19 protein-coding genes are annotated in these 18,515 nt (G+C 51.8%); 14 read left to right on the forward strand and 5 right to left on the reverse strand.

Annotated elements, in window-relative coordinates; all coding sequences use genetic code 11:
- Window positions 1-16 precede the first annotated feature (16 nt).
- Genes E1H14_RS08050 through E1H14_RS08060 form a run of 3 tightly spaced genes read left to right on the forward strand, consistent with a single transcriptional unit; the run spans window position 17 to window position 1,344 of the window.
- Window positions 17-376 (forward strand): HesB/IscA family protein, encoded by a 360-nt coding sequence (locus E1H14_RS08050; RefSeq protein WP_149390939.1) that lies wholly within the window; start codon window positions 17-19, stop codon window positions 374-376.
- Window positions 377-390: 14 nt separating this feature from the next.
- Window positions 391-912 (forward strand): putative Fe-S cluster assembly protein SufT, encoded by a 522-nt coding sequence (sufT, locus tag E1H14_RS08055; protein ID WP_149390940.1) that lies wholly within the window; start codon window positions 391-393, stop codon window positions 910-912.
- Window positions 913-924: 12 nt separating this feature from the next.
- Window positions 925-1,344 (forward strand): SufE family protein, encoded by a 420-nt coding sequence (locus E1H14_RS08060; RefSeq protein WP_149390941.1) that lies wholly within the window; start codon window positions 925-927, stop codon window positions 1,342-1,344.
- 30 nt (window positions 1,345-1,374) lie between these two features.
- Here E1H14_RS08060 and E1H14_RS08065 read toward each other — a convergent pair whose 3' ends face one another.
- Both E1H14_RS08065 and E1H14_RS08070 read right to left on the reverse strand, forming a co-directional pair.
- Window positions 1,375-1,653 (reverse strand): EscU/YscU/HrcU family type III secretion system export apparatus switch protein, encoded by a 279-nt coding sequence (locus E1H14_RS08065; RefSeq protein WP_149390942.1) that lies wholly within the window; start codon window positions 1,651-1,653, stop codon window positions 1,375-1,377.
- The gene (locus tag E1H14_RS08070) at window positions 1,653-3,884 is read right to left on the reverse strand and encodes a flagellar hook-length control protein FliK (protein ID WP_149390943.1); all 2,232 of its coding nucleotides are present in this window, start codon (window positions 3,882-3,884) and stop codon (window positions 1,653-1,655) included. The genes E1H14_RS08065 and E1H14_RS08070 overlap by 1 nt, the downstream gene beginning before the upstream one ends.
- 177 nt (window positions 3,885-4,061) lie before the next feature.
- On the opposite strand from E1H14_RS08070, the gene ccmA reads away from it, so the two are divergent.
- The 11 genes from ccmA (at window position 4,062) to ligA (ending at window position 15,294) form a co-directional block, all read left to right on the forward strand.
- Window positions 4,062-4,700, forward strand: coding sequence for a cytochrome c biogenesis heme-transporting ATPase CcmA (ccmA, locus tag E1H14_RS08075; protein ID WP_149390944.1), 639 nt, complete (start codon window positions 4,062-4,064; stop codon window positions 4,698-4,700).
- Complete coding sequence (ccmB, locus tag E1H14_RS08080; RefSeq protein ID WP_149390945.1) at window positions 4,697-5,434, forward strand: heme exporter protein CcmB; 738 nt, start codon at window positions 4,697-4,699, stop codon at window positions 5,432-5,434. Before ccmA ends, ccmB begins: the two co-directional genes overlap by 4 nt.
- 6 nt (window positions 5,435-5,440) lie before the next feature.
- Window positions 5,441-6,202, forward strand: coding sequence for a heme ABC transporter permease (locus E1H14_RS08085; protein WP_327436778.1), 762 nt, complete (start codon window positions 5,441-5,443; stop codon window positions 6,200-6,202).
- Window position 6,203: 1 nt separating this feature from the next.
- Window positions 6,204-6,383 carry a heme exporter protein CcmD gene (gene ccmD / locus E1H14_RS08090; RefSeq protein ID WP_149390946.1) on the forward strand — a complete coding sequence of 60 codons (180 nt, stop codon included), beginning with the start codon at window positions 6,204-6,206 and terminating at the stop codon, window positions 6,381-6,383.
- Window positions 6,380-6,841, forward strand: coding sequence for a cytochrome c maturation protein CcmE (gene ccmE, locus E1H14_RS08095; RefSeq protein WP_149390947.1), 462 nt, complete (start codon window positions 6,380-6,382; stop codon window positions 6,839-6,841). Before ccmD ends, ccmE begins: the two co-directional genes overlap by 4 nt.
- 2 nt (window positions 6,842-6,843) lie before the next feature.
- A complete protein-coding gene (locus E1H14_RS08100; RefSeq protein WP_149390948.1) occupies window positions 6,844-8,823 on the forward strand; it encodes a heme lyase CcmF/NrfE family subunit in 1,980 nt (659 codons plus the stop codon).
- A gap of 13 nt (window positions 8,824-8,836) precedes the next feature.
- A complete protein-coding gene (locus E1H14_RS08105) occupies window positions 8,837-9,379 on the forward strand; it encodes a DsbE family thiol:disulfide interchange protein (protein WP_200834064.1) in 543 nt (180 codons plus the stop codon).
- Window positions 9,376-9,882 carry a cytochrome c-type biogenesis protein gene (locus tag E1H14_RS08110; protein ID WP_149390949.1) on the forward strand — a complete coding sequence of 169 codons (507 nt, stop codon included), beginning with the start codon at window positions 9,376-9,378 and terminating at the stop codon, window positions 9,880-9,882. Before E1H14_RS08105 ends, E1H14_RS08110 begins: the two co-directional genes overlap by 4 nt.
- Window positions 9,879-11,150, forward strand: coding sequence for a c-type cytochrome biogenesis protein CcmI (gene ccmI / locus E1H14_RS08115; protein WP_149390950.1), 1,272 nt, complete (start codon window positions 9,879-9,881; stop codon window positions 11,148-11,150). Before E1H14_RS08110 ends, ccmI begins: the two co-directional genes overlap by 4 nt.
- 73 nt (window positions 11,151-11,223) lie before the next feature.
- Entirely contained in the window at window positions 11,224-12,912 is a 1,689-nt protein-coding gene (gene zipA / locus E1H14_RS08120; protein WP_149390951.1) for a cell division protein ZipA, read from the forward strand.
- Between the two features lie 27 nt (window positions 12,913-12,939).
- Window positions 12,940-15,294 (forward strand): NAD-dependent DNA ligase LigA, encoded by a 2,355-nt coding sequence (gene ligA / locus E1H14_RS08125; protein ID WP_200834065.1) that lies wholly within the window; start codon window positions 12,940-12,942, stop codon window positions 15,292-15,294.
- 19 nt (window positions 15,295-15,313) lie between these two features.
- On the opposite strand, the gene E1H14_RS08130 is transcribed toward ligA, so the two are convergent.
- From E1H14_RS08130 to ampD, 3 genes are read right to left on the reverse strand one after another with little or no spacing between them, the layout of a single operon-like run.
- Window positions 15,314-15,955: a CBS domain-containing protein gene (locus E1H14_RS08130; protein WP_149390953.1), complete on the reverse strand. Its 642-nt coding sequence runs from the start codon at window positions 15,953-15,955 to the stop codon at window positions 15,314-15,316.
- 52 nt (window positions 15,956-16,007) lie between these two features.
- Window positions 16,008-17,930 carry a bifunctional tRNA (5-methylaminomethyl-2-thiouridine)(34)-methyltransferase MnmD/FAD-dependent 5-carboxymethylaminomethyl-2-thiouridine(34) oxidoreductase MnmC gene (mnmC, locus tag E1H14_RS08135; RefSeq protein ID WP_149390954.1) on the reverse strand — a complete coding sequence of 641 codons (1,923 nt, stop codon included), beginning with the start codon at window positions 17,928-17,930 and terminating at the stop codon, window positions 16,008-16,010.
- Between the two features lie 18 nt (window positions 17,931-17,948).
- Window positions 17,949-18,500: a 1,6-anhydro-N-acetylmuramyl-L-alanine amidase AmpD gene (gene ampD / locus E1H14_RS08140; protein ID WP_235017424.1), complete on the reverse strand. Its 552-nt coding sequence runs from the start codon at window positions 18,498-18,500 to the stop codon at window positions 17,949-17,951.
- Window positions 18,501-18,515 lie beyond the last annotated feature (15 nt).

Raw genomic sequence — 18,515 nt, forward strand, 5'->3', positions numbered from 1 at the left:
TTGCGAGGTAGGCATCATGTCCGTTGAAGCCTTTGATCCGACTCAGCAGGTCGTAGAAGTGCTCCCCGCTGCGCTCAAACATTTTCGTCAGCAGCTGCAAGGCCATCCATCCGCGCAAGCGGTTCGATTAAGTGTAAAACCCAGCGGTTGTTCGGGTTATATGTATGTACTGGATTTTGTTGAGCGTGCAGAAGAGGGCGATCTGCAGTGTCAACTCGATGCAGAGGTGGCTTTGTTGATCGATCGTAACAGCCTGTCGATTGTACGCGGCACGAGCATCGATTACGTGCGTGAAGGGATTAACCGCCAAGTGAAATTTATCAATCCGAACGCCACCAGCGAATGCGGTTGTGGCGAAAGCTTTACAGTGAGCTAAGCATGGAAAGACGAATGCTGGTGACACAAACGGATTGTCCGGCACGTATTGTACCGGCTGGAACGCCTGTCACGATTCCTAAGGATACCTTTGTCACCCTGACCCAGTCTCTGGGAGGTAACTATACCCTAACTTGGCACGGCCAAATGGTACGTGTTGATGGTACCGATGCAGCGGCCTTGGGCTTGGAACCCGAGCGATTAGAGTTCCCAGAGCCGGAATCCGACCAGATTCTGGAAGAGCAGGTTTGGGATGCATTACGCACCATCTATGATCCAGAAATACCGGTGGATCTGGTGAATTTAGGATTAATCTATTCTGTTCAATTGAATCAGCAGACCAAGCGCGTCGATATACAAATGACGCTCACCGCACCTGGCTGTGGCATGGGGCCCGTGCTGGTTGGGGATGTTGAGTATCGTGTCGCCAAGGTGCCCAATGTTCAGGACGTAAAGGTTGAACTGATTTTTGATCCCCCCTGGCAACGTGACATGATGAGCGAAGAAGCGCAGTTGGCAACGGGCATGTTTTACTGATTTGAGGTGGCTATGACGGATTTTGGTGTAGAGGTAACGGCTGACGAGATCGTTGAAAATCTAGGTTTCTTTGATTCCTGGGAGGATCGTTACCGTTACATTATTGATTTAGGTAAAGAGCTGCCGCCATTGGATTCCGCCTTCCAGGTTGAGGCCTATCAGGTAAAAGGTTGTCAGAGTTTGGTCTGGGTTGTGCCTGAATTTCATGAAGGGCTGCTGCATTTTCAGGCAGATAGTAACTCGCATATTGTGAAAGGGTTATTGGCAGTGGTTTTAGCGGCTTACAACGCCAAAGCACCGAGTGAAATTCTGGCGTTCAACATTGAAGACTATTTTACTCAGCTGAATCTGATTAAACACCTGAGCCCCAGCCGGGGTAACGGTTTGCGTGCGATGGTACAACGTATCCGTGATTTGGCGGCGCAGGTATAAAGCAGTTTTACTCCCTTCTAAGCCCTGAGATCAGGGCTTTTTCTCCTCTTTTTTCAAGTTGTAAGCAAAGGCAATCACTTCGGCAATAGCCTTGTAGAGGGCTTCAGGAATCTCTTCGCCGAGTTCTAAGCGGATGAGTACCTCTAATAACTCTGGGCTTTCGTGAATATGCACATCATGCTCTCTTGCCAGAGCAATGATTTGTTCAGCAATCAGTCCCTTACCCTTGGCAACGATTTTGGGTGCACCGCCCTGGGCGGTGTCATATTTCAGCGCGACAGCGCCGGCGGGTGGGTCGGTTTTATTCATTAGGTATGCAGATCTACTAAACGTTTATTTAAGGGTAACAGATCGGGTTGTTGACGTTTGCCTAGATGTGCATGCATCAATTCGATTTTAAAGCCTTTGTCGGTTAACTCTTGGCCAAAGCTCTGCAAACGCTCACGAATTAAGGCTAAGGTGGGGGCTTGCTCAGCCCAGAAACGTGCCGTTAATTCCCATTCAGCTTTTAAGCTCACTTCCGCATCCAAGGAGCCTTGCTCCTCCAACTCAAAATGCAGGCGTACATGCCAAAGTGTCACACTTTGTCCTTGTTCATCGCGATGACGCTCTTCAGTGATACGCAGCTCAGCATTCTCCAAATGGTTGCCCTGCTGAATGGGCAGGTCTAGGCGATAGTGGCGCTCCTGTCCGCCATCGGGCAGATCGCGCCAACGCTGGAGGCTGCTAATCTGGGCTGCTGTACTTCGGGCGAGTAAGGCACGTACCAACTGGTTGAGTTCTTCACGCGCAACACTCGGTAGTTGATCACCGATCTTTAACAGTTGTCCCAGTTGTTGCTTTAAGTCCGGTTTGTCGAGTTTGCCAGGATTTTGCAAGAGACGTGCTTCACTCAACAGACCGCCTTGTTGCAGATTGCGTGCGATGGCGGCAGGGGCTTCCTGGCTCCCAGGCTTAACACTAAATAGGCGTAACATCGATTCCACCATTTGATTGAGGGCAGAGTTACGTAGGCTGTCGGCACGAGAGCTGAGCTGTTGTAACTGATTGAGGCCATCCGCCAAAGGGATCTGAATCGGTAGGAGTTCACGCAGCGCTTGCTGCATCGCGACTTGTGCTTGATAGGCTTGAGTCAAAGGCGGTGCGGGGGGCGTAATGCTGAGTTGAAACTGCCCCGTCTCACTGCGGCTAATCTGTACTTGCTGGCCGGCCTGTAAAGGACGTGGGCTGATAAATTCAATCACCTGGCCGTTGACCAAAACATGAATCGGAAACCCCTGAGGGCGTGCATTCGGAGTCAGCGCGCTCAGTGCGGCGGGAGGGGGCGGTGTGAGCTGAGTCGTTTCGGCTCTTATGGATGCCGACTGGGTCGCAGGATTCGTGGCGGAATGCGCGGTTGTTTGAGTGGTTGTCTGAGTGATTGTGGTGTTGCGACTCAGTGCACTTGCCTCTGTAGGGGCTGGAGTGCTGGCTGAGGCAGAAGCCAGTGGGGTGGCCACCGATGCAGCGATTTGGCTTGCACTGCTTGAGCTGGCACCACTTGGAAGGGGGGCGCGTACTGAACTCTCGGCTGATGTTGAAGCGGTGGATGTCGAAGCAGGCGTTGCGCGTAAGCTCTCCGCGACCGTCTGAGTATTTCGAGCTTGTTCGCTATGGGTGCTTGGTTGAGCGCTGCCTGAAGCGGGATTGGCGTTACTACTGGGTGCTGCAGGCTGGGCCGGGCTGCTTGGATTAGATGTGTTCGATGCCGACGTGGCGGGAGGACTTGCGTTGGCTGCAGAAGGAGAAATCGGACTGCTTACTTGTCCACGTCCATCCACTGGGGGTGTGTTACCGCCTTGTGCGTTGGTGTTCAAAGGTGTGCCGCTCATAGCGGCTGTTGTCTGCCCAGATGGGATCGAAGTGGCTGTCCCCTGAGTGCCGGGAGTCAAGGTTTGTGGGGTGTTGGTGTTGGAAGTGCCAGGATTCCCTGTGCTTAAATTGGAAGCCGCTAAATTGCGCGTTGTTAAATTCAAAGTCGCCGCATTTTGAGAAGTGGAGTTTTGTGCACCGGAATTCATTAAGGCTGGGTTTTGTAAGGCTTGAGCGTTTAAGGCTTGCGCAGCTTGAGGTGTGACGAGCAATCCCGGCAGTGCATTGTTGCTGGGTAAGTTATTGAGTAGGGCAGGGATGTTGCCGGCAATACGCAATAAAAAGCCTTCGGCGTTGGCACGTGCTGCGGCGGGGCTGGTGCTTGTGGCCGTGGGTTGGGCTCCACCAGGCAGTGCATTGAGGCTGGCGCGAACACTGCCCGATGCATCACGACTCAGTTGCAGTTGGCTGCCTTCTGGTAGTGGTCGGTTAGAGACCAACTCAATCATGCGCCCTGAGACTTCAACCTGGATACGAAAGCCTCCTCCTTGTGCGCTATTTTCACTGACACTTCGTACCCAGCCGCTGGTCTCACGACCGGCCGGCAATAAGCGGTTAAGCTCTTGAGCACTGCTGGAGGCCTGAGTATTCGCAAGGCGCACAGATTGTACATTCAGTTCATTCAGCATGGTTGAGGATGACCTGGCAAATTGAGTCTGCAACGAAAAGCCGCTGGTTACACTGACGCAGCTCGATCGATCAGTTTATAATGCGGCGCTTATGTTATTTGTCGGCGGCTTGTCCCATAGGTTTATCACAAACTTTGTGGCTTGTCCTTAAGCTAACCTGCGCGTTGCGAGGCTCCTGTGTCTGAGATCCTTCTTGAGGTTGAGAAGCTGTTCTGTGAACGCGATGATCGTGTGCTGTTCAGCGACTTATCATTTCAGGTGCAAGCAGGCGAGTTGGTGCAGATTGAAGGCCCCAATGGCAGTGGTAAAACCACGCTTCTACGGATTTTGAGTGGCCTGTCGCGCCATTTTGAGGGTGAGATACGTTGGCGTGGGGTGCCGCTCGCCGATGATCTGCCCGCTTATGCACGCGAGTTGCTCTATTTCGGCCACCAGGCGGGAGTCAAATCACTTTTAACGCCAGAAGAGAATCTGCGCTGGTACGCTGCCTTGGATACAAGCATTGATCTGGAGCAGATAGATCAGGCTTTGAATGCCGTAGGCTTAAAAGGCTTTGAAGATGTGCCTTGTCACATGCTATCGGCTGGCCAGAATCGACGTGTCAGTTTAGCGCGGTTGTATCTGAGCCAGGCTCGGCTGTGGATTCTGGATGAGCCTTTTACCGCGATCGACAAGCAAGGGGTGGCAGCGAAAGAAAACGTGTTGTTAGCCCATGCCCAAAGAGGTGGTATTGTGATTTTAACGACCCATCATGAGCTGAATCTAACTCAACATGTGCGTCGTATCCACCTGGATGAGCACTCAGGAACTTCATGAATAATAAAGCGACTAATGCCTGCCACCTGCCGGAGCTGAAATCAGGAGAGATCAGTTTTCAGCCCGGGCGTATTTTTTGGGCAACTCTGGTGCGAGAGTTGAATCTGGCGCTACGTCGGCGCAGTGACCTGATTAATCCTCTCGTATTTTTCTTAATGGTGGCGACGCTCTTTCCGCTTGGAGTGAGCCCGGAACCTAGTGTGCTATCGACCTTGGCCCCTGGAGTCGTTTGGGTGGCCGCCTTGTTGGCGACTCTGCTGTCTTTAGATAGCCTTTTTCGTTCCGATTTTGATGATGGTTCTTTAGAGCAGATGCTGTTGAGCCCACAGCCTCTGTTTGTGGTGGTGCTGGGAAAGGTCTTAGCACATTGGTTGTTGACCGGTTTGCCACTCACCTTGATGGCACCTCTGTTGGCTGTGATGTTGTTTTTGCCCGCTGAAGGCATGTGGGGGTTGATGCTCAGTCTTTTATTGGGCACCCCGACTCTGAGTTTGATTGGTGCCATAGGTGCCGCCTTGACCGTGGGTTTACGTAAAGGAGGCGTGCTCTTGTCTCTGCTGGTACTGCCTTTATACATCCCGGTTCTGATTTTTGGCACAGCGGCAGTGGAAGCGGCTGTAACAGGTTTGCCTTTAGGTGGGTTTTTAGCGCTACTCGGCGCGCTCTTGGCCGCAGGTTTGGCCTTATCACCTCTGGCTATTGCTGCCGGTTTACGTATTTCTGTGAGTGGGTAATTGACTATGGCTGGAAAAAACTGGATGCCGCGCTGGTTCTATCAGTTAGCATCACCACGTTGGTGCTATCAGATCACTGGAAAGCTCCTACCGGGTTTTGCGATTGCGGCATTATTGCTGATCGCGGTGGGGACGGTCTGGGGCTTGGCTTTTGCTCCGCCTGATTATCAGCAAGGCAACAGCTTTCGTATCATCTATCTGCATGTGCCGACAGCCTATATGGCACAGTCGATCTATATGACCATGGCGATTGCAGGTGCGGTAGGCCTGATCTGGAAAATGAAGATGGCCGATATGGTGCTGAAGTGCTGTGCTCCGATTGGCGCTTGGCTGGCCGTTCTGGCCTTGGCGACGGGGGCTATCTGGGGGAAGCCGACCTGGGGTTCCTGGTGGGTTTGGGATGCGCGTTTGACCTCAATGCTGATTCTGTTATTTCTGTATTTGGGGGTGATTGCATTGAACTCTGCGATTGAAAGTGAGTCTACAGCCGCACAAGCAACGGCTGTGCTGGTCCTTGTGGGCTTAGTGAATATCCCGATCATCAAGTATTCCGTGGACTGGTGGAATACTTTACATCAGCCTGCCACCTTCAAGGTGACTGAAAAACCTGCTATGCCAGTGGAGATGTGGATGCCACTACTATTGATGGTGATAGGTTTTTACGCATTTTTTGCCGTTGCACTCATGTTACGTCTGCGTAACGAAATCCTGCGCCGTGAGCGGCGTGCCGGTTGGGTGCGTGAGCTTCTGCAGCAACAGAGAGGTTAAGGTGAGTTTCAACACATTTGCTGAATTTCTAGCGATGGGTGGACATGGACTCTATGTCTGGAGTTGTTATGGTCTGGGGTTGGTGGTGCTCCTTTGGTTGATTGCGACCCCCATGCTGCAACGTCGTCGTTTGTTATCGGATCTATCCCGCCGTTTGCGTCGAGAGGAGACAACACCATGAATGCTGCCCGTAAACAACGCTTGTTGATTGTCCTGATGATCCTTCTTGGGGCGTCTGTTGCGGTCGGTTTGACCGCTTATGCCTTGAGTCAAAACATTAATCTTTTTTATTCGCCGAGTGAAATCCATTCCGGTATGGCACCGAAAGATACGCGTATTCGTGCCGGCGGAATGGTGGTTGAAGGCAGTATCCGACGTGACACGAACAGCTTAAAAGTCGAGTTTGATATTACCGATTATGCACAATCCACAACGGTACAGTATGTGGGCATACTGCCTGACCTGTTCCGTGAAGGGCAGGGAATTGTGGCTCAGGGCATGCTCAATGAGGAAGGGAAGCTGATTGCTTCTGAAGTCCTAGCCAAACATGATGAAAACTATATGCCACCTGAAATCGCAGAAGCCTTGGCGAAAGCCGGCAAAATGCCAGGCATGCCCGCAGCAGCTAAGGAATACTAAGCATGATCCCTGAGTTAGGTACTTATTCCACGATTTTAGCCCTGTGCTTGTCTTTGGTCTTGTCTGTGGTGCCGATGATCGGTGCTCATACTGGCAATAAGCTTTGGGTGGATTATGCCCGCCCCCTGGCAAAAGGGGTGTTTGCTTTCTTGACTCTGGCAATGCTTTGCCTGGGGTATGCATTTTTGACTGATGACTTTTCGGTCGTCTATGTCGCTAACGGCTCCAATACCGCCTTACCTTGGTACTACAAAATCAGTGCGATCTGGGGTGGGCATGAAGGCTCCTTGCTGTTGTGGGTCTGGATTCAGGCTTTCTGGACGCTTGCTGTGGCGATTAAAAGCCGCAATCTGCCTCTAGATATTATTGGTCGTGTATTGGCGGTCATGGGTATGATCACGTCCGCATTCCTGCTGTTTATTCTGTTCACTTCGAGCCCATTTGATCGCTTCTTACCGAACTTCCCGATGGAAGGGGGGGATCTTAACCCCTTGTTGCAGGATTTTGGTTTGATTGTGCATCCACCCGCTTTGTATATGGGTTATGTGGGCTTGTCAGTGGCCTTCTCCTTTGCGATCGCGGCGTTGCTCAGTGGTCGTTTGGATGCCGCTTGGGCACGTTGGTCACGTCCTTGGACAAATGTGGCTTGGGCGTTTCTTACTTTAGGGATCGCCTTGGGGAGTTGGTGGGCCTATTACGAATTAGGCTGGGGCGGTTGGTGGTTCTGGGATCCAGTTGAAAACGCATCCTTGATGCCTTGGTTGGTGGCAACGGCTCTGATTCATAGCTTAGCGGTGACAGAAAAGCGCGGCGTGTTTAAAAGCTGGACGGTGTTACTGGCGATCTCGGCCTTCTCCTTGAGTCTTCTGGGTACCTTCCTGGTTCGTTCGGGGGTGTTGACCTCAGTACACGCCTTTGCCACGGATCCAGAGCGTGGGCTCTTTATTCTGGGTATGTTGATTTTTGTAATCGGTGGGTCTTTGCTGCTGTATGCGATCCGTGCAGGTTCGGTGAAAAGCGAATCAAGTTTTGCGCTTTCTTCGCGTGAAACTCTTTTGTTGATCAATAATATCTTGTTAACAGTTTCCTGTGCGATGGTGCTGATCGGTACTCTGTATCCGTTGGTGATGGATTCGTTGAATCTAGGCAAGATCTCAGTTGGACCTCCGTACTTTAACGCGTTGTTTGTACCCCTGATGGCACTCATGTGCATCTTCCTGGGATTGGCTTCAGTGAGTCGTTGGAAGCAAACCCCCTTGCGCCTCTTTGTGCAACAACTCTGGTTACCGGGCGTTTTAGCCTTAGTTGCTGCTTTTGTCAGCCACGGCTTGTACAACTCCGCTTTTGAACCTTGGGTGCTCTTAGGTTTATTCCTGGCCTGGTGGATCGTTTTCTGCTGGTTGCGTGATTTCAGCAACCGTTTGCGTCAACGCGGTGTGATGAGTGGTTTGTTGCGTCAGAGTCGCAGCTACTACGGTATGTTGCTGGGGCATCTGGGTGTGGCCGTGTTGGTGGTTGGTGTGGCCATGGTGGTCTTGTTTGTTGAGCATCATGATGCGCGTATGGGGCCTGGAGATGAAGTCCAGTTCCGTAACTACACCTTTATTTTTGATGGCGCACGTCATGTTGAAGGCCCCAATTATATCTCGGATATGGGGCGTATTCGGGTTCTGAAAGAGGGTCAGCCCTATCGCATTATGTATCCTGAAAAGCGTGTCTATACGGCGCGGGGGATGGTCATGACGGAAGTTGCATTGGATCCAGGCTTATTCCGAGATCTTTATGTTGCGATGGGTGAAGAGTTGGATAACGGGGCTTGGGCGATCCGTATGCAGTATAAACCCTTTGTGCGCTGGCTCTGGTTAGGTGCTTTGTTTATGACCGCAGGTGGTTTGTTGGCTGCATCCGATCCGCGTTATCGCAAACAGGCGCAGCGTGATGCTCAGGCAGCTATGCCTGCTCAAGCGTCTCAAAGCTCATAACGAGGAGATGAAGATGCGTAAATGGTTAGTCTTTACCCCTCTGGCGATTTTCCTGGGTATGGGGGTGTTTCTGCTACAGGGGTTGTTTAATGATCCACGTGTGCTGCCTTCAGCACTGATCAATAAGCCTTTTCCTGAGTTTAACTTGCCCTCACTCTATGAGCCGGAAACACGTTTAACTCAGGATGACCTCAAAGGCGAGGTCGCCCTCCTGAATGTTTGGGCGACCTGGTGCCCCACCTGTAAAGAAGAGCATGAGCAGCTCAACAGAATTGGTTTGCAGGAAGGGGTCACTATCTATGGGCTGAATTATAAGGATGATCCTGAGCTGGCGCGTGAATGGCTGGCGCAATATCTCGACCCCTATGCCAAGGTGATCGTCGATGCTGATGGGCGCTTAGGCTTGGATCTGGGTGTCTATGGGGCACCGGAAACCTATATTCTCGATGCGCAAGGCGTGATTCGTTACCGTCATGTCGGAGAGGTGAATGAGAAGGTCTGGCAGAACCTAAAAGGTTTGATGCAAGCCATCGCAGCAGAAGGGGATGAAGTATGAAGTGGGGAAGTTTGCTACTCCTGTTGATGCTCGCTTGGCCCGCCTTAGCGATTGAAAGTTATGACTTCTCTACGGCCGATGGCGAGCGTCGTTACAATCAGATGGTACGTGAACTACGTTGTCCGACCTGTCAAAATCAGGCAATCTCAGATTCCGATGCACCACTGGCTGCCGATTTACGCCGTGAAGTTCATCGCATGATTGAAGAAGGGTACTCGGACGATTACATCCTTGAGTTTATGGTCAATCGTTATGGTGACTTTGTGCACTATCGTCCACCTTTTACTTCGCAAACCTGGATTCTTTGGTTTGGCCCCTTGGTGCTTTTGGTGTTGGGTGCTTTGGCCGTGTTGCGGATCGCGCGTAACCGTCATATCACGCCTGTTGAAGTCAAAGCCCAACAGCAGGAGTTGCCCTCGGCACTTAGCCCTCAGGAGCAGGCGCGTTTACAAGCCCTGTTAAAAAGTGCTCCCCAGGAAACGCAGCAGGAAACTAAGTCATGATCTCTCTTTGGTTGGGTATAGCCCTCCTTACCCTGATTGCTTTGGCGATCATTTTTTGGCCTTTGGTAAAAAATCGTCGTCATCAGAACGATGAACCGGAAGTGGATCGTCTTCAGCAAAATATTCAGATTTTTCGGGAGCGTTTATCTGAGCTGGAAAGAGAAAGAGATATCGGTACCCTGACCGATGAGCACTTCATCGAGCTCAAAACCGAATTGGAGCGTAGCCTCCTGATCGATGCTGAAAATCAGGGATACTTCTCGCCGCGCTTAGTGTTAGGGCGCGCGCAGCTGATCAGCATCATCTTGATTGCGCTGATCCTGCCGACTGCTTCGTTTGGTCTGTATTCTTATTTAGGCCGTGCAGATGACTTAGCGCGTTCGCAGTGGATGCAAAGCTGGGACAATCCTTTTGCACAAGAGGAGCTTAATCTCTCCGAAGCCTTGGCTCGCCTCGAGTCAGAGTTGGAGCAACGCCCTGAGAATCCGGAAGGTTGGTATCTGTTGGCGACAACACGTATGAACCTAAATGCATTTGATGCCGCAGTTGAAGCCTTTCAGCAGGTATTAAAATATTTACCGGAGAATACACCCGAGTATCCAGCCGTAATGGGGCAGTTGGCACAAGCTATGTTCTTTGCCAGTGCTGGGGAGATGACCGCAGCGATTGAGCAGCAATTGCAAGCGACACTGCGCCTAGATGCGAATGAAGTGACCTCCTTAGGGATTGCAGGTATTGCTGCGTTCGAGCAAGAGGACTATGTCGGCGCCATTACCTACTGGGAACGTGCGCTGACGCGTGCCGAAGGTCAGGCCGCCGAATCCTTAAAAAATGGTATTGAGCGTGCACGTGCTGCGCTGACAGGGGTGGCTGTTGATGAGCAAGCAGTTACTGACTTAGTCGAGGCTGAATCTGAAGCGATGGCCGCGCTGAGTCTGTATTTGGATTTGGATGAGTCGATCTTGACTGAAATCACTGCTGATCAGAGCGTGTTTGTATTTGCGCGTCCGGTTGGAGAGCGTATGCCGATTACGGCAATGCGCTTAAGAGTTGCGGATTTACCGACAGAGATACGCTTTGATGATCGCAACAGCATGTTACCCGATGTACGTCTTTCTGACTTTTCTGAAGTGGATGTCGTGGCCCGTATCAGTGCTAGTGGACAACCAGAAGAAGGGCCGGGTGACTTCAAAGGAACCCTGAGCAGTGTTAAAGTCAGCACTGATACAGCAGTGATGCGTTTGCTGATCAGTGAGCGGGTTGAATAATTCAAGCACCGGGTGTGTTTCAGGTTCAAACCGTTAAATCAACAGGATAACCAGCTGGGGAAACATCAGTATCATGGAGTTCAGTCTACGGGAGTGGCTAATTGTCGGTGGCGTGATTCTGATCGCCCTGATCCTCTTTGATGGCTGGAGACGCATACGCGCCAATCGTAATAAGTTACGCTTGGATATTGATAAAACCCTATCGGAGCTGAGCGAGGATGAGACTCGTCCTATCGTGAATCCCGAGCTGCCTAATGGCGGCGCACGCGTGCGTCGCAGTGTGGAAACCGCAGCGGTTTCTTTACAGGGCTCTTTGCAAGGGTTAGTTCCGAAAGAACCCAAGATTACGCGTGTAGAGCCTGAGTTTAACTATGCGCCTGAGGCCGTCGAAGAAGCAGCTGCGAGTTCTGCAACACCCGTCGCGCTGGATGCAGGATTCGAGTCAACTCAAAGCGAACAGGCCGAGCACGCTCCTCTCCCGTCCGCAAGTGCTCCCATCACCGAGCGCGCAGATCTTGCGACAGAAACTGAAGATATCCACAGGCTGCAAGCGGAGATGGAAGCTGAGTTAGAGGCTCCATCGATTGCACAAGTAGAGTCTCGTTTTGCGCCTGAGCCCGCTGTTGCTGCGCAAGATGAGCCATCCGATCCCGTCAAGCTGGAAGCGGTCGCTGATCTGAATTTGGAGATCGATGAGCGTCTTTCGGATCCGTTTGTGCCTGAGTCCGAACCTGTCACTGTGTCCTTGCCTGTGGCGGACGCTGCGCAGGTGGAAGACGATGAGGAAGAAGAGCTGCCTGAGCTTGATCCGCTATTTGATGAGATTCCAGAAACCTTGCCGACGCCAAAATCAAATAAGAGTAAAGTACGTGCCTCCACTGAAGACACTCACCCGGATATGTTTGAGGGGATCAATCTCCCTCTGGATCTCGACAAGCCGGTGGCTGAAATGGTCAACTCGGGTGCACGGCGTGCGCGTCGTAAAACACATGAAAATCCATCCTTTAGCTTACCTCTAGAGACAGAGCTGCCGGAAATTGCCAGCGCAGAGGCCCTAGAAGCTGAGCTGAGCTTTGCCCAGCCGGAAATAACGCCACAGGCTCTAGCTAAGCAAGAGCCGAAGATAGACACCTTGCAGCAAGCTTCTTTGATTGATCTTGAATTGCCAGGAGATGAAACCGCGTTAGATCCAATCGGAAGCCGTACAGCTTCGCAACCGCCTGGATTTGAGTTGACACAAGAAGACTTGGCTGGGCCGGCACCGGAAGCCGCGCCGCCAGTTGCCCGCACGCAAAGCAAAAAAGCTATAGATGAATTACCCGATCCGGAAGAAGTTTTGGTCATCACGGTGGTCGGGCGCAATCGTCAACTCTTAGATGGACCACGTTTACAGCGTGTGGTCGAAGCCTGTGGGATGGAGTTTGGCGACATGTCGATTTTCCATCGCTTTGAAGATAAGCACCCAGCGGCAGCTGTGCAGTTTAGTATGGCGAATGCCGTGTCACCGGGTACTTTTGATTTGACTGCGATGGAGACTCTGGAAACACCTGCCGTCTCTTTCTTTATGTCGATGCGTGAGCCTAAAGATGCGATGAATGCGTATGAGTGTATGCTGGCTACCGCAGAAACTCTGGCACGCCATCTCGATGGTGATCTTCTCGATGAAGATCGTTCTGTGATGCGTGAGCAGACTAAAGAACATTACCGTCAGCGTATCCGTGATTTTGAGATGGCTAATCGCCGCGCTCAGCGCCAGCGTTAATTCGCATCTATCAGCTAGAAGATCATGATGAAATCAACTCCTGCCGAGCAGATTGCTCAGTTATGTGAAGAGCTTGCTCAGCACAACTACCGCTATTATGTTTTAGATGCCCCGAGTATTCCCGATGCGGAATATGATCGTCTCTTCCAGCGCTTACAAACACTGGAAGCTGCCCATCCCGAATGTGTGCGCTCAGATTCACCGACCCAGCGAGTGGGTGCTAAACCGGATTCAGGTTTTGCTGAGGTGGTGCACGAACTGCCCATGCTGTCTCTGGATAATGCATTCAATGATGAAGATCTGGCGCATTTTGTGCGTCGTGTCTGTGAGCGTTTGCAGATGGATGAACAGCATTTGTGGATTACGGCTGAGCCTAAACTGGATGGGATTGCGGTCAGTTTGGTGTATGCACATGGCCAGCTGGTGCGTGCCGCTACCCGTGGTGATGGCAGCACGGGAGAAGATATCACGCTGAATATACGAACGCTGCGCAATTTGCCTTTAAGGCTGTTAGGGCAGGGTTGGCCGGATTGGTTGGAAGTGCGTGGTGAAGTCTATATGCCTCAAGCAGGTTTTGAAGCTTTAAATGCACGTGCTCGTGAAGCCGGTGAGAAAACCTTCGTGAATCCACGTAATGCGGCAGCGGGTAGTCTAAGGCAACTGGATCCTGCGGTGACAGCACAACGACCTTTGCTGTTTTGTGCCTATAGTACCGGTTTGGTGCAGGGTGGCGAGCTGCCGACGAGCCATCAACAGAGTCTAGAACTGTTGCAAAGCTGGGGGCTGAAAATCAACCCGGAAATGCAAAGGTTGCAGGGGTTGGAGGCCTGTCTTCAGTATTATCAACAATTGGCCGCAAAACGTGCTGATTTGGGGTATGACATCGACGGCATCGTGTATAAGGTCGATGATCGTCAGCAGCAACAAACCTTGGGTTTTGTAGCACGTGCACCCCGTTGGGCGATTGCCCGTAAGTTTCCCGCACAGGAGCAGGTCACGCGCCTGAATAAGGTGGAGTTTCAAGTCGGACGTACCGGCGCGATTACGCCGGTTGCCCGCTTAGAGCCTGTATTTGTGGGCGGTGTCACGGTGAGTAATGCGACGCTGCACAATATGGATGAGATCGCCCGCTTAGGGATTATGGCCGGTGATCAAGTGATCGTGCGCCGCGCTGGAGATGTTATTCCGCAGATTGCGGGTGTAGTCCTGGAAGCCCGTCAGGGCAATGAGGAGCCCATTCATCTACCGGCAGCTTGTCCAGTTTGTGGCTCTGAAATAGAGCGTGCACAGGTCAGTCGTCATGGCCGGCAACAAAGCTTTGGTGCTGTGTATCGTTGTGTCGGGCGCTTAGCCTGTGCGGCTCAGGTAAAACAATCCCTCCTGCATTTTGTCTCGCGTCGAGCCATGGATATTGAGGGATTGGGAGATAAAAATATCGAGCAACTTGTGGATCGTGGCTGGGTCAAGTCACCCGCCGATCTTTATCGGCTGCAAGTCGAAGATTTCCTGCAGTTAGAGGGTTTTGCTCAGCTCTCCTCGCAAAATCTCTATGAGGCGATTCAGGCCAGTAAAACGGTGAGTTTGGCGCGTTTTATTTATGCGTTGGGTATTCCTGAGGTGGGCGAGGAAACGGCACGTGTTCTGGCGCAGGGCCTGGGTTCTTTAGCGCGTGTGCGGGTGGCACAAGAGCCGCTACTCAAGTTGTTACCGGATATTGGTCAGGAGGTGGCCGCCGAAATCGTGCATTTTATGCAGGATAGCCATAACGCCCAGGTCTTAGATGCGTTGTTGGCCGCCGGTGTAGAACCTGAAGCCGTGACGGAGCCGTGCGCGCCGGGTTTAGGTAGGATCGATTTAGAAACCTTTCTGGTGCAGTTAAAAATTCCTGCCGTGGGGCCGACAGGTGCTGCACGCTTAGCTCAATCCATTGATGAAGTGGACACATTCCTTGCTTTAACACCGGCAGAGCTGGCTCAGATTCCGGGCTTGAATAGCAAAGCGCAACAGAGCCTGCGCCAGTGTTTAAGTGATGCGCAATGGCGTGCACAGACACAAGCTTTTTATCAACAGTTGCAGGCGTTTGGTTTCTGGCAGCGCCCAGATCAAGCGCTCGCCCTTGAGCCTAGCGCAGGTTTAGTCTTACAAGGACAAACCTGGGTGTTAACCGGAACACTCAGTCAGATGACGCGAGATGAAGCTAAAGCACGCTTACAAGCGCTCGGCGCTAAAGTGAGTGGCAGTGTGTCGGCAAAAACTCAGTGTGTTGTGGCCGGTGAAGCAGCCGGCTCTAAGTTGAGTAAAGCGCAGGCGCTGGGTGTTTCCATTCTGGATGAGGCGAGTTTTCTAGAAAAACTTAAGCTTTGGGAAGCGGAGCAGGCCTGAAGGCCTCTAATGTTGAGAATCAGGCCCAGCTTTCGACTTGAGCATCGTTGATCAGTAATCGCACCAGATCCGTGCGTGAGATGATTCCGAGTAGTTCATTGCGCTCGCCGATCACCGGAATGGCACCAATCGGATACTGCACGAAGATGCGTGCAATCTGTGAAATCTCGGTATCATTAGTGGCTACCAAGATCTGCTTCTGATACACCACGGCTACCGTGACGGTGGAATCCGTTCCATGCAGTAGCACGTCTTGGCGCGAGAGTAAGCCTAGGGGTTCTTCCTCTTCATTAATCACAACCAGATGTGCGATGGCGTGCTCTTCAAGTAAGGCCCAAGCCTGGCGGAGTGTGTTAGCAATCCCCGTGGTATGTACCGGAAACGTCATAATTTGCGAGGCTTTGAGTGTTGGCCGAGGCTTAGGTTTTCCCGCTTTACTGGCTTCTTCATAAGCAATTTGTGCACTGCCGCTGGGGGCACGTTTCGGTACATCTGTCTCTAAACGAATTAGGCCAGAGGTGGAGCCTTGCAATTGATCCTCAAAGCCAGGGGTCGCATTGGCATTTTTGGATTCCGTCAGGCCTTCGACCCCGCGCGGTTTGAAAATAGAGCGCAAGGGGGTCTGAATGCGGTTACCCTGATCTATGATAATCAACGACATATTAAACTCCTCTGCCTACCTATGAAGTATATCGGCCTTTAGCTGAAAAGCATTAAATTCGCCGCCGAATCAAATCGCGCAAAATAAACCGATTGGGGTCCAGACGTTGTGCCAGGTGTCGTGGCAGGGGCCAAGCGAGATCTAACATTTGTGCGGCCAGTAACTCAGCACTTAACAAGCAAGTGGCTAATCCCTTTGAACCATGCCCAAGGCTAACATACAGACCTGGTAGTAAAGGTGCCGGGCCGGAAATGGGCCAGTTTGCATCGGTACGTAGACGTGCGTATTGCGTCAAGTAAGCTGAATAATCACCCACTTGACCGACCAGCGGCAAGTAATCGGGTGTGGAGCTGCGAAAACTGACGCGCCCAGAAAAGGTTTTTGGATCCAATCCCGCGAACTCGGGCAAGACCTGCGTCAGTTGTTGCAGGTTGCTGAGATGATCCGCGTCCCGCAAATTCGGCTCTGCTTGGTGCAGGTCAAAACTGGCTCCAAAGCAGTAGTGGCCCTGCCAAGCGGGAGAAATATAACCCTCTCCACAGATCACCTGGTTGAGTTCGGGTAATCCTTGGGCGGCTACTTCACTGGTTTGGCCACGAATGGCTTTTAACGGCAGGTGCGCAAGCACAGAGAAGTGTTTCGCTTCTGTGGCATTGCACAAGACAAGGTGCGTGGTGCTCCAGCGGTGTTCGGGGGTGTGTAACTGCCAAACCTGTTCACTGGCCAGCCAGTTGACATCTGTAACAGGGCTGTTGAGATGTAAATGAATTCTGGGATGCTGCAATAAAAAGTGACAAAACGCTGGAGGAGACACCCAGCCGGCCTCTGGAAAAAATAGACCGGGAGAGAGGATGTTGCGTCCAGTCAGAGTTTGGATCTGCTCGGCAGACAAAAAATGAACTAGGCGTGGGTCATAGACTGGCGTTAACTGCGTTTGTCGTTCAACTTCTTGAGCGGAGTTGGCCAGTTGTAATAAACCACTGAGGTGAGAAAAGGCTTGGGCTTCAGGCCCTAACGCACGTAGATAGTGGCGCATCCAGCCTAAACCTGTCATTTGTATTTGACTGGCCGGTGTCGGGCGAAGAGGTGGTTTGACAAACAGAGCACCCTGTCGGTTGCCCGATGCGCCCTTAGCAATCTGTGCTGCGGCTTCTAGAAGATGTACCTCTATGCCGCGTTCTGCGAGTAGGCGTGCTAGGGTGGCTCCGGCTAAACCGGCACCGACAATCACCACCTCACGCGGTGGTGTTGCGACGGCTGATGAATGGGTTTCGGGCCAGTAGGCGCACAACATTTCGCGCTTGCGCCCAAATCCCTTACGCTTTTCGACCACAAATCCCGCTTCTGTAAGATGCTGACGGATGGGCTTAGCGACAGTAAAGGTCGCGAGCGTGCAGTTTGGACGACTTAAACGAGCGAGATGTTGAAAAACACTGGCTTGCCACATCTGTGGATTCTTAGCGGGGGCAAAGCCATCTAAAAACCAGGCATCTACCCCCCCTTCGAGTTCGGGCAAGGTGTCGACTAAATCACCCAAGATCAAAGTGATCAGTACGCGGCCTTGGTCTAAAAAGAGTCGATGATAACCTTCTTGTAACGGCGGGTACTGGGCTAAAAAATCTTCCAATATGTCCGTAGCAGAAGCGACTTGACTTAATGCTCGGCGCATATCTTCTAGGCTCAGAGGATGTTTTTCAAACGAGATAAAATGCAGACGTGCCTCAACCGGCGCAATCTCGTGCCACGCCTTTCGTGCGACAAAAAAGTTGAGGCCGGTGCCAAAGCCGGTTTCGGCAATCACAAATTCCTGTGTTGGTGCTAAGTGCGCAAAACGCTCTCTGAGATGATTGCCCTGAATAAAGACATGCTCACTCTCTGCTTCACCCTGATTAAAATTAAAATAGATGTCATCAAACTCGACTGAGCGGGGTTGTTGATCTTGCCAGGTGAGTTGGGCAGGCGTGAGGCGGCTCATGAGGCAGATTGATCCTTGTTAAGCTAAAGATTGCAAATATCGATCCCAATCAAACGCAGGTCCTGGATCGGTTTTACGTCCCGGCGCGATATCACTGTGACCTGTGATACGTTGTGGATTCAATTCTGGATAGCTGTCCATTAACGCTTGGGTGATTATCTGGAGCTGTTGGTATTGTCTGGATGTATAGGCTTGATCATCACAACCTTCGAGTTCGATACCAATGGAGAAATCATTACACTGCTCGCGTCCTTGAAAGCTGGATTGTCCCGCATGCCAAGCCCTTTGATCAAAGGGTACAAACTGCACGACGGAACCTTCACGACGGATGAGAAGATGTGCAGACACGTGCAACCCCGCGATCTCCTGAAAATAAGGGTGGGCTTGCGGATCCAGGCGATTGAGAAATAAATCCTCAATATAGGGTCCTCCAAACTCACCGGGCGGTAGGCTAATGTTGTGGATCACTAACAGAGAGATCTCACCCTGAGGCCGCGCATTAAAATTGGGGGAAGGGCGGAAGTCTGCTTCAAGCAGACGATGGTCACGGATCTTGGGATTCGCTGGCACAGTCGGTTACCGCTG

Origin of the sequence: Nitrincola tapanii, from assembly GCF_008368715.1 — a bacterium.
Taxonomy (GTDB): Bacteria; Pseudomonadota; Gammaproteobacteria; order Pseudomonadales; family Balneatricaceae; genus Nitrincola; species Nitrincola tapanii.